This is a genomic window from Lentibacillus halophilus (genome assembly GCF_055395055.1).
In genome coordinates, this window is record NZ_AP043750.1 from 2774270 (window position 1) to 2788927 (window position 14658).

The 14658-nt window shown below is 44.8% G+C and carries 19 protein-coding genes; 5 read left to right on the top strand and 14 right to left on the bottom strand.

Annotated features, from left to right (window positions below):
* Positions 1–45 precede the first annotated feature (45 nt).
* A complete protein-coding gene (dapF, locus tag ACZ5Q7_RS13675; RefSeq protein ID WP_343750521.1) occupies positions 46–885 on the bottom strand; it encodes a diaminopimelate epimerase in 840 nt (279 codons plus the stop codon).
* A 36-nt stretch (positions 886–921) separates the two neighbouring features.
* Positions 922–1248 carry a YuzD family protein gene (locus ACZ5Q7_RS13680; RefSeq protein ID WP_343750488.1) on the bottom strand — a complete coding sequence of 109 codons (327 nt, stop codon included), beginning with the start codon at positions 1246–1248 and terminating at the stop codon, positions 922–924.
* A gap of 152 nt (positions 1249–1400) precedes the next feature.
* Here ACZ5Q7_RS13680 and ACZ5Q7_RS13685 point away from each other — a divergent pair, with 152 nt between their 5' ends.
* On the top strand, positions 1401–1625 hold the full coding sequence (locus tag ACZ5Q7_RS13685; protein ID WP_343750489.1) for a NifU family protein: 225 nt from the start codon (positions 1401–1403) through the stop codon (positions 1623–1625).
* 58 nt (positions 1626–1683) lie between these two features.
* Here ACZ5Q7_RS13685 and ACZ5Q7_RS13690 read toward each other — a convergent pair whose 3' ends face one another.
* Both ACZ5Q7_RS13690 and ACZ5Q7_RS13695 read right to left on the bottom strand, forming a co-directional pair.
* Positions 1684–2646, bottom strand: a complete 963-nt coding sequence (locus tag ACZ5Q7_RS13690; protein ID WP_343750491.1) for a 2-hydroxyacid dehydrogenase — start codon at positions 2644–2646, stop codon at positions 1684–1686.
* Positions 2647–2670: 24 nt separating this feature from the next.
* The gene (locus ACZ5Q7_RS13695; RefSeq protein ID WP_343750492.1) at positions 2671–3648 is read right to left on the bottom strand and encodes a protein kinase family protein; all 978 of its coding nucleotides are present in this window, start codon (positions 3646–3648) and stop codon (positions 2671–2673) included.
* 83 nt (positions 3649–3731) lie between these two features.
* On the opposite strand from ACZ5Q7_RS13695, the gene ACZ5Q7_RS13700 reads away from it, so the two are divergent.
* Positions 3732–4244 (top strand): phosphatidylglycerophosphatase A family protein, encoded by a 513-nt coding sequence (locus ACZ5Q7_RS13700; protein WP_343750494.1) that lies wholly within the window; start codon positions 3732–3734, stop codon positions 4242–4244.
* A gap of 63 nt (positions 4245–4307) precedes the next feature.
* Here the strand turns inward: ACZ5Q7_RS13700 and ACZ5Q7_RS13705 are convergent, their stop codons facing one another.
* On the bottom strand, positions 4308–5078 hold the full coding sequence (locus ACZ5Q7_RS13705) for a TIGR01457 family HAD-type hydrolase (protein WP_343750496.1): 771 nt from the start codon (positions 5076–5078) through the stop codon (positions 4308–4310).
* 53 nt (positions 5079–5131) lie between these two features.
* Positions 5132–5575: a DUF86 domain-containing protein gene (locus ACZ5Q7_RS13710; RefSeq protein ID WP_343750498.1), complete on the bottom strand. Its 444-nt coding sequence runs from the start codon at positions 5573–5575 to the stop codon at positions 5132–5134.
* A gap of 155 nt (positions 5576–5730) precedes the next feature.
* Here ACZ5Q7_RS13710 and ACZ5Q7_RS13715 point away from each other — a divergent pair, with 155 nt between their 5' ends.
* On the top strand, positions 5731–5982 hold the full coding sequence (locus ACZ5Q7_RS13715; RefSeq protein WP_343750500.1) for a hypothetical protein: 252 nt from the start codon (positions 5731–5733) through the stop codon (positions 5980–5982).
* 47 nt (positions 5983–6029) lie between these two features.
* On the opposite strand, the gene ACZ5Q7_RS13720 is transcribed toward ACZ5Q7_RS13715, so the two are convergent.
* Positions 6030–6305: a YutD family protein gene (locus ACZ5Q7_RS13720; protein ID WP_343750503.1), complete on the bottom strand. Its 276-nt coding sequence runs from the start codon at positions 6303–6305 to the stop codon at positions 6030–6032.
* Between the two features lie 143 nt (positions 6306–6448).
* Between ACZ5Q7_RS13720 and ACZ5Q7_RS13725 the strand changes: the two genes are divergently transcribed.
* Both ACZ5Q7_RS13725 and ACZ5Q7_RS13730 read left to right on the top strand, forming a co-directional pair.
* Positions 6449–7003: a YhcN/YlaJ family sporulation lipoprotein gene (locus ACZ5Q7_RS13725; RefSeq protein ID WP_343750504.1), complete on the top strand. Its 555-nt coding sequence runs from the start codon at positions 6449–6451 to the stop codon at positions 7001–7003.
* Positions 7004–7094: 91 nt separating this feature from the next.
* The gene (locus ACZ5Q7_RS13730; protein WP_425542322.1) at positions 7095–8024 is read left to right on the top strand and encodes a M23 family metallopeptidase; all 930 of its coding nucleotides are present in this window, start codon (positions 7095–7097) and stop codon (positions 8022–8024) included.
* Between the two features lie 44 nt (positions 8025–8068).
* On the opposite strand, the gene ACZ5Q7_RS13735 is transcribed toward ACZ5Q7_RS13730, so the two are convergent.
* From ACZ5Q7_RS13735 to metA, 7 genes are all read right to left on the bottom strand, one after another.
* Entirely contained in the window at positions 8069–8173 is a 105-nt protein-coding gene (locus ACZ5Q7_RS13735; RefSeq protein WP_343750505.1) for a methionine/alanine import family NSS transporter small subunit, read from the bottom strand.
* On the bottom strand, positions 8174–9703 hold the full coding sequence (locus ACZ5Q7_RS13740) for a sodium-dependent transporter (RefSeq protein ID WP_343750506.1): 1530 nt from the start codon (positions 9701–9703) through the stop codon (positions 8174–8176).
* A gap of 169 nt (positions 9704–9872) precedes the next feature.
* A complete protein-coding gene (yunB, locus tag ACZ5Q7_RS13745) occupies positions 9873–10682 on the bottom strand; it encodes a sporulation protein YunB (RefSeq protein ID WP_343750507.1) in 810 nt (269 codons plus the stop codon).
* Between the two features lie 93 nt (positions 10683–10775).
* Positions 10776–11078: a YunC family protein gene (locus tag ACZ5Q7_RS13750; protein ID WP_343750508.1), complete on the bottom strand. Its 303-nt coding sequence runs from the start codon at positions 11076–11078 to the stop codon at positions 10776–10778.
* 61 nt (positions 11079–11139) lie between these two features.
* Positions 11140–12540 carry a bifunctional metallophosphatase/5'-nucleotidase gene (locus ACZ5Q7_RS13755; RefSeq protein ID WP_343750509.1) on the bottom strand — a complete coding sequence of 467 codons (1401 nt, stop codon included), beginning with the start codon at positions 12538–12540 and terminating at the stop codon, positions 11140–11142.
* An 11-nt stretch (positions 12541–12551) separates the two neighbouring features.
* Positions 12552–13325 (bottom strand): sulfite exporter TauE/SafE family protein, encoded by a 774-nt coding sequence (locus ACZ5Q7_RS13760; RefSeq protein ID WP_343750510.1) that lies wholly within the window; start codon positions 13323–13325, stop codon positions 12552–12554.
* Between the two features lie 280 nt (positions 13326–13605).
* Positions 13606–14514, bottom strand: coding sequence for a homoserine O-acetyltransferase MetA (gene metA / locus ACZ5Q7_RS13765; RefSeq protein ID WP_343750511.1), 909 nt, complete (start codon positions 14512–14514; stop codon positions 13606–13608).
* Positions 14515–14658 lie beyond the last annotated feature (144 nt).

Consider the following 14658-nt stretch of genomic DNA (forward strand, 5'->3'; position numbering starts at 1 on the left):
TACGTGCTACTTTCCAGTATACAAAACGATACCTCTATTCATCAACTATGTGATATGAAAATGATAATCACCCGATGCGATCGTTTCCGCACCACCAGTCATTAACACGTCGCCATGGTCCTGCCATTGTATATATAAATCGCCACCATCCAAGTGTACCGTCACATCTTCTCCACGTTCAGCCCGCTCGTTCAGAACGGCAGCCACAACAGCGGCGCAGGCACCTGTCCCACACGCCTGCGTCATACCTGATCCGCGTTCCCATACCCGGAAATTCAGCTCGTTACGGGAAATCATTTCAATAAATTCCGCATTCACATCTTCTGGAAAAAGTTGATGCGTTTCAATCCGGGGACCCAACGTCTCAACCGGGGCCGAACGGATATCTTCAACAAAAAATACGGCGTGCGGATTGCCCATTGATACCGCGGTCAGTGACAGCGACTGGTCATCAATGACAACGGGCTCAGCCACAACACTCGAGCGATCGTCCCCGTCCATAGGAATGTCGGAGCGCCGAAGTATCGGCATCCCCATGTTGATCGTCACGTACGGCACCATACCCGCATCCGTATAAACGTCGGCATCCACTATATTTGTTTTCGTCTCTATCCGAAAAGACGTTTCGCTGACAATCCCGTTTTCATAGGCATATTTGGCCACACAGCGCAGCCCATTTCCGCAGTTTTTGCCCTCAGACCCATCTTTATTAAAAATACGCATCCCTACATCCGCATGCTTGCTCGGTTGAATCAAAATCAACCCATCGGACCCAATCCCGGTATGAACATCCGACACTGTTCTAGCCAAGTACGGCAGCCAATCGTCGTTGATGTTACATGCGAATCGATCGATATAAATGTAATTATTTCCAAGACCATGCATTTTTGTAAACGGTATTTTCACGTTTGATCAACTCCATCACGACTGCAGAACAGCCCCATTTTTGTCCAATTCCCGGTAAACAGGTTTCAGTTTCGGAATGCCTTCAGCAACCACTTGACCATTCACCAGCACAACCGGGTAAAACCATTCCTCCTCCACGATACGTCTGGAGAAATCTTTATGCGCTTCCACATTCGGGGGATGATCGATATCCACATATTCATAATCAATGTTGTCATCGACATATTTCCGGCCAATAGCCGCCTGCAGCCATTCGTACGTGTCCCGTGACCCGGGTGCGCCAACACAGCTGGCACACAATTGTTCGGCACCATAAACCGTTATTTGAATATGTTCAGCCAATGCCGAAGCCCCCCTTTATTATTAGTTACTTTCATTTTACAAAAAGCATTATGAAAGATAAAATAAAATAAACATCGAATAGCATTTAAAATAACATATAGATTTTTTCAGTTATTCATTTTATACTAAAAATAGAAAGGAGAAGATGGGTAATGCAAGAACAAGTTCAGGAAGTGTTAAACAAATTACGTCCATTTTTGCTTCGGGACGGTGGCGATGTGGAACTGATTGATGTTGATGATGACGGCATTGTACTTCTTCGTTTGATGGGAGCCTGCGGTAATTGCCCAAGCTCCACCATTACATTAAAAGCAGGTATCGAACGCGCGCTTATGGCGGAAGTCCCCGGAATAACCGAAATCGAACAAGTATTTTAAATATTGGTTAACTGTATAGTCATAAAAAGGCAGACATCAGCTGAGTCTGCCTTTTCTATTACCGTACAGGTGTCAGTGGCTGTTTTCCATTCAGGACTGCGGTCAGGTTATCCAAACAGAGACGAAGCATGTCGGAGCGCGTCTCCTCGCTTGCTGATCCAATATGCGGAAGACAAACCGTATTCTCCAGCCCCACAAGCGGGTGATCCGGTGCAATCGGTTCCTGTTCATAGACATCCAATCCAGCTGCCCGAATGTGTTTGTTCAGCAAAGCATCATACAACGCGTCTTCATCAACGGTGGCCCCGCGTGAAGCATTGACAAAAATCGCACTTTCCTTCATTTGCCGGAACACGTCTTCATTAAATAAGTGTTTTGTTTCATTCGTGAGCGGAACGAGTGACACGACAAAATCAGCTTCTTGCAGCATTTGATCGAACGCCGTGTACACCGCCCCGACATCCCGCTCCGCTGTTTGGTTTCGGGTGCGATTATGATACAGAACGGTCATATTAAACCCTTTTGCGCGTCTGGCCACAGCTTCACCAATTCGCCCCATACCAACGATTCCCATGGTCTTGTTGTTGATATCGGAGCCGGCAAGCAAGTATGGGGACCAGTGTTTCCACTGACCTTCGCGAATATAATCAGAGGCTTCCACCATTCGTCTCGCCGTCGCCATTAAAAGACCGAATGTTAAATCCGCCGTGGTTTCTGTTAGCACATCCGGCGTATTCGTCACGATAATCCCTTGATCGTGCGCCGCCTGCACATCAATATTGTCATAGCCGACCGCCATATTGGCGACTATTTTCAAATGACCAGCCGTTTGCAGACATTCGCGGTCGATTTTTTCCGTCAATAGACTCAGCACACCATCGGCCGCAGACGCTTCCTCCAGCAACACGTCGCGCGGCACTGGGGTTGTTTCGCTTTCCCACATACGAAAGTCAGCATCATCCTTGTATGGCTGCAGCAGCTCGTCCGGAATCTTTCTAGTAATATAAATGACTGGCTTCATATCTAATCACTCCATTAATCATGCTTATAACCAGTGTAACACAGGAATCGCCCATTCTTTACGCGAAACCCCTGCATGGTCAAAAAATGTCCGTAATCGCCGTTCATAAATAGGTTGGCGTCTGATCAAATCCTGTATAGCCGGATCGCTGTATTCACTGGTAGTATTGGTCAAGCCGCGTTCTATGACGTCAAAAAAATGAACGGGAAACAAAAGCCTGGCGTATAAAAGCCGCCAAGAAAATACGGACAACGGTCTTACCTGTTGATAATCATCCAAAAACGTACGTATATGGTGCATGGGATCTTCCGTTTGCAGCAATTGACGGCGAATGTATTCGGCTAAATCGCGGGCCGGATGATCGTAAACCAATTCTGTCATCCATACATAGTGCCTGTTAAATGACCCATACCATCTCCGAAATGCGATCGTTCCCTGATCGACGTCATGAAATCGGGTCTCATGTTCACTTTCTTCCATGTACTGTATCGCATTTTCACTGATACCGGACACATAGGGGATGATATCCATCACATCGCGATAGTAAGCACTCGGATGATCCCTGGCTTTTTCATTGATTTGTTCTTCAAAGGCCGTCAGCTTATGAATCCATAAATCTTTCCATTGACCATAACTGGAAATAAGCTGCGGCTCGTAGTCATACGTTGACCCCAACGCATGAAACATTGCAAGCCTTGTTCCGTCCGACTGATCACCACGTATGTTACCAGATGGTTTTTCAGCTCTGAGCACCATGTAACCATGATTATCCTGCGCTGTCATCCATCCTCCCTGGTTGTTCGGCACGGGAATCGTCATGTAATGCCAATCGTTTTCATATAAATAAGACGCCAGTGCAGACTGCTCCATATGTATCATTTCCCTCTGATTGCCGGAAATGATAAAATAAACGTAATTATCGTCCATCAAACCTTCCGATCCATCCACGACTATTTTTTCATATGCGTGAATATCATAATGCATAGCAAGAAAGTCCTTCACCGTGATTGCTCCTTTCCCCGTTTTAATTCAGTCTATGTGATCGTACTCGATTTTAATAATTATTCAAAGAAAAGGTGATAAATATGGATAGCAATACAAATCGAACCAAACTGGAAATAAAAGCTAGAGAATGGATGTCCGAACGTGGTGTAACAATCAGGGATATTGCAGAACTTGTTCATTATTTGCAATCCAAATACCATGACGATCTCAGTATGGATGTTTGTGAATTTAACGTGGATCAAGTTTTCTCCAAACGAGAGGTACAAAATGCGATCCTCACCGGCATTCAATTGGACCGGTTGGCTGAACGGAACGAACTCGACAAACCGCTTCAGAAAACCATTGAAGGCGATGAAAGCCTCTATGGGATTGATGAAGTTATTGCTTTTTCGATCGTTAACGTGTATGGGTCGATCGGATTTACCAATTACGGCTTTATCGACAAACAAAAGCCGGGAATTCTTGCCTATTTAAACGATAAATCAACCGGTGAATGCCACACGTTTCTTGACGATATTGTCGGTGCCATTGCAGCGGCTGCGTCAAGCCGGCTGGCTCATGCCACCGCTGACGACGAATTGCTTGATGAATGATCATCAAGCAATTCCGTCCCATTTATGCAGAAAATAAGGACCCTCTTTGATGGGATCCGTCGTCTATATATGTGGCAGCCATTCATTTAATTGATTCACATAATATGTCGGTTTTTCGGGCAAGGAGGGGTAGCGTTCATATGGGGTCACACCGGTGAACACCATCAGCGTATCCATCCCAGCATGTATACCGGCCAGAATGTCGGTATCATAATTGTCCCCCACCAGCAAGGTTGATGCTTTGTCCGTACCAAGCTGCTTTAACGCTTGATCCATAATAAGGGACTCCGGTTTGCCAATGAAAATGGGATCCTTCCCGGTACTGACGGATATAACCGATGTCAGTGCCCCGTTCCCTGGTTCAAGCCCGCGTTCAGTCGGAATGGTAACATCCCCGTTTGTCGAAAGAAACAGAGCTCCGTTTTGCACTTCCAAACACGCCCTGGACAACTTCTCATACGTGAGGTCACGGTCCATCCCAATGACGACAACATCACAATGATCACCGGCAATGCGGTGACCTTCCTTTTTCAATGCATCAAACAGCCCGTCCTCGCCAATGGCATAACAGCGAGCGCCGGGTTTCTGTTGGTTTATAAATATTGCTGCTGCTATGCTCGTTGTCAACACGTTCTCTGGACGGCATCGAATCCCCATATGCTCCAATTTAGCCGCAATCTGTTCCTGCGTTCTGGACGAATTGTTTGTTAAAAACAGATATGGAATATGTTTGGCTGCCAGTTTGTCAACGAATGCGCGGGCAAATGGAAGCGGCTCATCTCCCCGATACATCGTCCCATCAAGGTCAATGACGTATGCCTGATACGGTGTCATACCATCCCCCCACCTCTTTCATCATCAGGGTGCGTACCGTCAACAACGACTGCCTATGTCTCATCATTGGAAAACGCATTGGCCACACCTGTCTCATCCTTTAAATAGTTTCTAACATGGTCACTGAATTGTATCAGCATCGCCCAATGCTGATGCAACGTGTTCTCCAGCAAGGCATGATCGATCGCCAAATAATCTTTTACCACCATTTTCCTGAGTCGAATGATGGCTTTATAGCCGGTTTCATCAACATCCGGAAGCACCTTTTCATCGATAAGAATGTCAATAATATCCTCAAAACCACCTGGATCCCGCATAATAAACCCATCAATCATCATATTGCCGACATCCAACATCGATTCAATAATAACTTCGGTGGCCCGTTCGAGAAACAACTTGTCTTTCAATGTATCCGCCTCGTGATGATGAACGTTATTAAGTATGTGTTCCATATAGGTCAATGTCTCTTCTATTTTCGTCTGATCAACGAAATACATGGCGATACCTCCAACTGTATACTGTTGTCTATATCGTAGCACAAAAAACCACGCAGGCAGAAATGAAACAACACGATTCATGGTTATGGAATATATTAACGGCCATTTATATGAGAACACTGCACACGATAAGACATACGAAGGAGGGTGAATCGATGGCGAAAAAAGACAAACGTCAGTACAGCGACTTTTCCAATGTGCGGAATCAACAAAATAAGCTTATTCCTGAAGAGTTTCCGGAGGGCCCGTTTGGCTCAGAAATAAATGATGACGAACCTGTTGAAAGTAAGTCTACACCATGGGAAGACGGTCAAAAACGGGATAGCGCGTTTGTATATCCGGATAGAGAACAACACGATGATCTGCCAAGGCAAACACCCGGCGCCCATCCTCTTCACGATGAATGAATCACCGGACAGGGCAGTAGTCTCATGAAGACCGCTGCCTTTTTACGTTATTCATCGACCTTTTTCAGTAAAAAATAGGCACAGCCGAAATTGCAGTATTCGTATAAATAATCATCCATTGTGCTTATTTTTGTGTCAAAGCCCGCTTTGGGATTCTGATCGTCGTAAAATCCTTTCAGTCGGAGCTGTTCATATCCCCAGTCACCGACAATGAAATCATATTTGGACAAAATGTCAGAAAACCGCTCTTTCACCGCTTCTTCCTGAAAACCGTTTTTTTCATCCTCCACGACTTCGTAATATTTCCCTTGTACTTCAATCATCATGATCACTCCAATGGTATTATGGCAATGGTATCACATTGCCGGAGTATTCAACCACTATTTTCACATCATGAACCGTATGATTTTTATCAAAAGCCACAAACTAAACACAAATCACTATGTTTATCAATAGGAGGACCGACATGATTAAAAAATGGCTTATCGCTTTATCACTTATCGTTCTCGTCGTACTGACCGGTTGCAATGGTAACGACAATGCAGCTGACGAACGGGAACAAATCGTTGACGAATTGAACCCGGAAAACGATCACACACCGGACAACCCGAGTGGCGATGATAAACTTGGCTATGTCCGATACAGTAAAGAACAAGTGGACAATGAGCATGAAAAAAATCACACCATCACCATTGACCGTACCAAGTTAGCGAATATGATTGCTCGTATCATTTTACGCAGCGACGGTTTTGACGAAGTAGCAGCCCTTGTCACGGATCAAGAAGCGCTCATAGCTTATGCTAAAAACGACGATTTCGGTACGGATGACGCTGCTGACATAGCAAAAAAATCAGCCGATTCTATATTGCCGGGTTATATGGATGTATACGTATCCGATAATGACGTCATTATGCAGGATATCCAAAGTCTGCACAATTCCAGCACCCGGAGTGACGATTATGATAATACGATTGATCAGATTATTGAACGGATGCAAGCGTCACCGCAAGGACGTGAATAAGCACGAATAACGGCGACCTATTCATGGAAGGAGGCGAATCGTCATTCTGAAAAAATGCATCAGTCTGCTCACCGTTGTCTGTCTGTTTAGCATTCATCCAGTCACAGCTGTTCAGTCCAAAGAGAAAGACGAGGATCAATCCATCCACGACAAACGGATGGCTCTGTACCGAAAAACCGAAGCCATGACCCAGATCCCCTGGTACTATATAGCGGCTATTGATCAATATGAGCGAAACAGCAACGACGACAGTTCCGACGATGATCTCGTTTCCATTTCCATACCTAATGAACAGTGGTTCGGACTGGGGAATAGCTCCATGATTACAGACAGCCGCATTATTTCTTTTTTTAACGGCGAAGGAAAAGACGGAAACGGAGATGGAAAGGCCGATCCGGATCAGCCGGAAGATGTTTTATATACGATGGCAAACATATTGTTGACGTACGGCCAAACAAAAGATGACTTGAAAATAGCCTTATGGCATTACTATCAACGGGACTTAACCGTGCAAACCATTGTCAACACAGCAAACGTATTCCAAAAACTTAACCGTATCAAACTGACAAAAAGGGATTTTCCTTTGGATACCAACTACAATTACACGATTAACAACAATTTTGGAGATCGCCGTGGTTTCGGTGGTGTGCGGATTCATGAAGGATCGGATATTTTTGCCGATTACGGAACACCGGTAAAATCGACCACCTATGGCGTGGTGGAACTGAAAGGATGGAATTTATACGGCGGTTGGCGGATTGGTATACGGGATATCAATAACATTTACCATTACTACGCCCACTTGAGTTCGTATAATAATGATCTGGACGTCGGGGATGTCGTTCAACCGGGGGACGTACTTGGCAAAGTAGGATCAACGGGCTACGGGCCGCCTGGCACATCCGGAAAGTTCCCACCCCATTTGCACTATGGCATGTATCAGGATAATGGAACAAAAGAATGGACCTTTAATCCTCATCCTTATTTAAAAAGATGGGAACGGATGACACAGAGCGATTAATAAACGGAGCTTCACCTAACTTCAGGTGAAGCTCTTCGTTCAAGTCAACGTTTATTGGCTTTTTTGACGGCGTTCGTTATGCTGGCGGCTAAACCGCCCCATATAATGAGCATTGAGATAACCATAAATATTATAGCGCTTCCCGTCATTTATCTCGCCCCCTCCGAATAGTCGTCATCACGATCGCTGGACCGTCTCCATTTAATCAACGCAAGTATAATACCAACCATAATGGCACCGCCTGCAATGAACCAACCGTTGTACGTAACAAAGAAGTCCGGATAATTTTCGTAGTTCCCTGTTTCGGTATCAAACTCTTTCAGGAGGTTTGTTTTGAATAAATCAAACATTGTATAACCCAAGACAATCGGTGTAATGACACTCAGGCTGAATGTCCACCAAACGCCCAGTTTAATATCGGATATAGCATCCGCATGCTTCCGGAAATCGCCAAGTTTACGGAGTATCCAGGCCATGAGCACAACTTCCACGAGGCCGATAAAGGCAACGCCGAACTGGTTGATAAAATAATCGGCCGCATCAAGGAAGTTCAGACCTCCGCGCGTGGCAAACACCAACGAGACAAGCGCCGCAAGACCTCCGCCAAACAAGACAGCTTTTCCGCGGGACAGGTTGAACTTATCCACCAGACCGGCAATATATGTCTCAATAATCGATATGAGCGATGACATGCCGGCCAACACCAACGAAGCAAAGAATAAAAATCCGAATAATTCATTCAGAGCCGGGAATTGGTTGATAATTTGCGGGAACACCATAAATGCCAGACCGACACCGCCGGTTACAACCTCATTAACGGGCAACCCTTGCTCCACGGCCATGAAGCCTAATACGGAGAAAACACCGATGCCGCACAGCAATTCAAAACTGGAGTTTCCAAATCCAACAATAAACGCATTATTGGTTAAATCGGACTTTTTCGGCAAATAACTGGAATACGTAATCATAATAGCAAATGCAATCGACATACTGAAGAAAATTTGCCCATATGCCGCTACCCATACTTGGCCATCCAAAATAGCGCTCAAATCCGGGGTAAAAAATGCGTTCAATCCTTCCAGTGCACCCGGGAGCGTTATAGCCCGAATAACAATAATTAAAAACACAACGACCAGCGTCGGGATAAATATACGATTGGCGATTTCAATGCCTTTTCGGACACCTCTGTAAAGAACGCCTAAAACAACCAGCCAAACGATAATCAAAGGTATGAGCACACCGGGTACAAAACCACCAAACTCACCGGCAGCTACCGTTTGTAAGTAATCTTCCGTCATAAAAGCCTCTGTATCCGGTCCCCAACTCAAATTTAAGGAGAAAATGGAGTAAGATATTGCCCAGGCAATAATAACGGAATAATACGTCGAAATAACGAATGCGATAATGACGCCCCACCAGCCGACCCACTCAGCGTTTTTATTGATTCTGCTGTACGTCAGTGGTGACGACCCGCGGTACTTGTGCCCCATGGTAAATTCCATGATTAAAATGGGGATACCCGCCGTCAGCAATGCAACAAGATATGGAATCATAAAGGCGCCGCCACCATTTTCGTAAGCTGTCGCCGGAAAACGCCAAATATTGCCCAATCCGACCGCAGAGCCAATAGCGGCAAGAATAAAGCCCGCTCTGGTTCCCCATTGTGAACGATTAGCCATCGTTAAAACCTCCCCTTTCCACTCCTTTCACACCACGCGAATGTGAAAGAAATCATAATAAATGTTTGTTTTTTTCAGAAATTATGATCGTATTATAACGATGTTTTCATTCGATGTCAAAGATTTCCGTTCACTCAGCCTTTTAGGCAGTCATTGATATCGGACATCATCATTGTGTTTGGTTACCTTGGTTACCCCCTTTAATCTCATTTTTCGGAACTGATATAGATGGATTTCCCCCACTACCACTACCACTACCATAAAAATTCGGAATATCCCCCATCAGTGCTCCGCTGTCAACAAAAATTTCCGTACTGACGGTTTTCGTATCCGTTGTAAACGGGATAATGATCTGTACTTCAGCCTCCACCTCAACATACAGTGACACCCACGCACCATTAATACCCAACGGTTCGTCTTCCCGTACAATATTGGTTTTCACGTTTCCAACAAATTCAAAATTAACGGGTATCGTCGGTCCAAGGTTTGCCAGGATGGAGTTACCGGTAGCTTGCCCAATCGGAATCTCTACAACGGTGGGATCTTTTTGCGGCAAGTTTTCCGTCGTATCCTCAAATTCTTTCGGTTCAAACAACGAATTTTCGTAATCCGGCGGCTCTCCAGTGTTCATATATCGGAAATATTCTTCCACACGGTCCGTCGCCACCCGGTTAATTTCACTGACGATAGCGGAATTCCAGCCAAATCGTGTCACTTTGCCCTCATTATCATATGTAATATCCAACAAATCATCGTAATTGTAGTTTTCAGCAAAGCGGACGGCTGTGTTAATGCCTCTTGTAGCAAATTCAGTCGTTTTCGATTGGGCCACTTCCATTAATGTCGGTTTGAGCCCTTTGTCAATGATGACGATACTCAACCCAACCATTAGTACAAATAATATCACTGTTATGATCAACATGTTTTTGACGGAAGGTGGTCCCCCGCCCATTCTCTTTTTACCGAATCGCTTTCGCAACGTGAAATCCCCCTTAAAAGCAGCTTATGCTTGTTTTAAGGGGGTTAGAATCAGTTATTGGATCATATGTTGTCTATGCTGTCCGACGTCCGCCTATACCAGTTTCATTAAAGCATCTTTGCCGGTCATGCCGGGTTCCCAGCCATACATACCTGATGCATCTGTCACTTTTTCCAGCGGGGCATGAAGCAATTGATCAATGGTTTTGACACCTCTGGCCCGGCCGGCGATCACTTGTCTGTCTGCTAGCGCGCCGTTAAAAAGATCCACATCCAATGCACCACACATAATGTAACCGACATCATTGGAGATAACCAATAAGTTTGTTTTTGGTAATGACGCTGTTAAAGCCGTGAAATATTTACCTTCAATTTCCATTTGGCTGACCGTTACCATCTATGCGCCTCCCTTCAAACGATACAATACGTTATGCAGGAGAAGCGCCTGATGTAACCTGTTACGGCTTGGAAACGTATTTTTTTAACGTGTGACTGAGCAAATCTCTCATCATTTCAGGCAAAAAGTAGTGCTTTACTTCTGATTTGGCCACTTCCGGAAGGAGCCGGCCAAATGTGAATGTATCAGCCGTTGCGATGGTATAGGTTTTATCCGGATCGAGCTTTTTACCATGGTGCCGGACGGACTGGACATATTCATTGCCATCTTTCCGGACGACGGTATCCACGTCCAGCCCTGCAAAGATCATTTTTCCAATGATTTCACCGCGAAATCCGAATCCTTTCAGCTTCATTTCCGTTAAATCCTTGGTAAGAGAGACACGAATAACCTCCAATAATTCGTCTCCTTGCAACTGAATCGTACATGGATTGATCGAGTGCGGACAAATACGGTGGATATCTTTTTTGGTGACAGCACCAGCCGGAAAATGATCCAATAACATGCCCGCATTCAGCATCGCAGCATCCGCACGGGTCCACTGCTGCAAAACAGCGGTTAATCGCTGCATCAGCAATGTACGCTGAAACCATTTTACTTCCAGAGGTTCTTCCAAATGGACAACCGGCTCATCCAGCAATCGATCAGCCTCGTCGGATAGTGACTGCAGCGTTTCCATTGTCTCCATATCTTTGGGAAGGTGGCTTATATCGGTTGTATATGCTTCTTGGCCTACAAGGCTTTGCGATGCATGATCCCATGTCAAAATGACCTCTCCGGCGAATGCACCATGTTTGCCGGCAGCCGTTAGCATGGTATGATTAATCATTTCCCCGGTCCGGAGCAAATGATGGGTATGCCCACCAATAATAACGTCAATATCATCCATGCGGCGGGCGATTTCCTGATCCTCACTCAAACCGAGGTGGGATAACAAAATAATAATATCCGTGTGTTTCTTTAAATGGTGCACTTGTTTCTTAAGTGTCGGCAACGGATCGGATACACGCCAATCCAATAATTCGTAAAAGGTACGAAAAGGCGCTGTCAGACCAACAATACCAACACGGACACCACCGAATGACTGCGTATAAGCGACTGATTGCAGCCAATCCGGATCAGAATCGGTCATGCTGTGCAAATTTGCACAAACCACCTCAAATACCGCATCATTATATAATTCATGAAGATCCTCATGAGCCATAGTAATGCCTTCATTGTTCCCGAGCGTTGCAAAATCGAAGCCTGCATCATTCATTAAACGCACATTAGCTTTTCCGAGGAATGCTTCCGCTATGGGGTCGACACGATCAACGTGATCCCCTATATCCACAAGCCAACACGACGCCCCTTTCACCAACATGCGGCTCTTTTGGTCTTTAACAAAACCTGCAACCTGTGGCCAATTGTCAAAATTGCTATGTAAATCATTCGTATAATAAAAATAAAGCTTTTCCTGCATGTCATTACTCCTTACATCATACCTTCAATAATCAGTCTGATTCCTACCACAATAAGAAGCAGCCGGAGTATCCACTCCAATATGTTGCTATTGATAAGCTGATTCACTTTGGCTCCTGTTGTACCACCGATCCAGGCACCGAGAACGAATAATAAAACATACGCCCAAGCAACATGACCCAATACAATATGCGTGATGGCGCTGATGATGCTGATAAATAAAATAATAAACATGGATGTCGCTGCAGCGGTATGAATGGACAAACCGAACAGAAATATCATAGCCGGTACAATTATCGAACCGCCGCCAATTCCAAACAGTCCGGATATTATTCCCACAATCAAGGAAATGAAAAACACAGACACAATCGGATTATTGGTCCGTAAAGGCTCCGCATTCGTTTGTTGCTTTTTTTTAATCAAAAACACAAACGATAAAGCGATCATCAAAAACCCAAAATACAGCGAAAAATAATCCGCATTCACAAATTGATTCAGCCACGCCCCCAGCACACTTCCCGGAATGCTTCCAGTCAGAAACAGCAAGCCGATTTTTACATGAATCCGATCGTTTTTATAATAAGACAGTGTCGAGGAAAACGCCGTGAACACCATGGAAATCAGTGAGAGCCCGACAATGACTTGCGGGGTGGCCCATGAAAACATATCCGAGTATTGATGCAGAAATAATAAACTCGGAATTAATATAACGCCACCGCCCATGCCCACAAGGCTTCCAATAAAGGCGGCGGCAAATGCTATTATCGTACTAATGACATAAATCAACTGTATCCCTTCCATCATCACCATTTATATACCTATATGGTAGCACTGTTTTTTCCGGAAATCATCGCAAACGATTGCTCATAGCTCAAAACACCGATACATTTATCCTCCGTCCGCCGCTTGTTCCAGCTATCACAACGGTGTTAGGCAATGTGGCATTTTGGCCGGGCAAGCTTTGGAAGAAACAAGACAACACGAAGGACCAAGCATCTTCCTGAATCTCATCGTTTGCTTAATATTAAAAATGACCTATTCATTATGACAGAATAGGTCATTTTACTTATCCCCAGACAAACGGTGTCTGTTGATACACAAAATAGTTCAGCCAATTGGAAAACAACAAATGCGAATGCGAACGCCACGTATTCAATGGCCGCTCGTTGACATCGTTGTTTGGAAAATAATTTTGTGGCATATCAATCTTGAGGCCTTTTTCCAAGTCCCGTTCATATTCATCGGCCAGCGTTGTGGCGTCATATTCCAGGTGCCCGGTCACCATGATATGTTTGGCATCGTTTGACATTGTGATAAATGTTTCGTTAGCAAAGGTGGTCGCCAATAGGGATAGCTCCGGATGGTTCGCAATTTTATCAGTCGGGACATCGGTGTAACGCGAATGCGGCCCGTTAAAGACTTCATCAAAACCCCGCAGCAGTTTGTTTTTCGGATCCATTAAGCGGTGCTGGAAAATGCCGAACACCTTGTTTGACAATGGAAATTTATCAATCCCGTAATGGTAATACAATGCCGCCTGTGCTCCCCAACAGACATGGAGAGACGAGGTGACATGGTCGTTTGACCACTCCATAATGTCGGTCAATTCCTCCCAGTAATTCACGTCCTCAAACTGAAGATGTTCAATAGGGGCTCCTGTAATAATCATCCCGTCAAAACGACGATGTTTTACGTCTGCAAATGTTTTATAAAAATTGTCTAAATGATACTCACTTGTCGTTTTCGGCTTATGAGTAGCCATACGTAAAAACGTAATATTGATCTGCAACGGGGTGTTTCCAAGCAGACGCAAAATTTGCAGTTCTGTTTTTTCTTTCTCCGGCATCAAATTAATGATCAATATATTCAACGGGCGAATATCCTGTGTTACAGCACGCCCCTCGTCCATCACAAATATCTTTTCTTCTCTCAGCGCCTCTTGCGCCGGCAAATCTTTCGGTACATTAATCGGCAACTTGCTCCCCCCCCCCTTATCCAAGTCAATTGGATTATATGTCTATATTAATACAACTTGATCACATCTGAAAAGGCTGGGAAAGCTAAAAAATGTTTTTCCAAATGAAACTGAAATAGGATATACAAGTGCATTCGCAAACAC

Bases quoted from the DNA above. Each gene is read 5' to 3' on its own strand.
- dapF (WP_343750521.1), bottom strand. From the start codon at position 885: ATGCATGGTCTTGGAAATAATTACATTTATATCGATCGATTCGCATGT.
- ACZ5Q7_RS13685 (WP_343750489.1), top strand. From the start codon at position 1,401: ATGCAAGAACAAGTTCAGGAAGTGTTAAACAAATTACGTCCATTTTTG.
- ACZ5Q7_RS13690 (WP_343750491.1), bottom strand. From the start codon at position 2,646: ATGAAGCCAGTCATTTATATTACTAGAAAGATTCCGGACGAGCTGCTG.
- ACZ5Q7_RS13700 (WP_343750494.1), top strand. From the start codon at position 3,732: ATGGATAGCAATACAAATCGAACCAAACTGGAAATAAAAGCTAGAGAA.
- ACZ5Q7_RS13705 (WP_343750496.1), bottom strand. From the start codon at position 5,078: ATGACACCGTATCAGGCATACGTCATTGACCTTGATGGGACGATGTAT.
- ACZ5Q7_RS13710 (WP_343750498.1), bottom strand. From the start codon at position 5,575: ATGTATTTCGTTGATCAGACGAAAATAGAAGAGACATTGACCTATATG.
- ACZ5Q7_RS13715 (WP_343750500.1), top strand. From the start codon at position 5,731: ATGGCGAAAAAAGACAAACGTCAGTACAGCGACTTTTCCAATGTGCGG.
- ACZ5Q7_RS13720 (WP_343750503.1), bottom strand. From the start codon at position 6,305: ATGATTGAAGTACAAGGGAAATATTACGAAGTCGTGGAGGATGAAAAA.
- ACZ5Q7_RS13725 (WP_343750504.1), top strand. From the start codon at position 6,449: ATGATTAAAAAATGGCTTATCGCTTTATCACTTATCGTTCTCGTCGTA.
- ACZ5Q7_RS13735 (WP_343750505.1), bottom strand. From the start codon at position 8,173: ATGACGGGAAGCGCTATAATATTTATGGTTATCTCAATGCTCATTATA.
- ACZ5Q7_RS13740 (WP_343750506.1), bottom strand. From the start codon at position 9,703: ATGGCTAATCGTTCACAATGGGGAACCAGAGCGGGCTTTATTCTTGCC.
- ACZ5Q7_RS13750 (WP_343750508.1), bottom strand. From the start codon at position 11,078: ATGGTAACGGTCAGCCAAATGGAAATTGAAGGTAAATATTTCACGGCT.
- ACZ5Q7_RS13755 (WP_343750509.1), bottom strand. From the start codon at position 12,540: ATGCAGGAAAAGCTTTATTTTTATTATACGAATGATTTACATAGCAAT.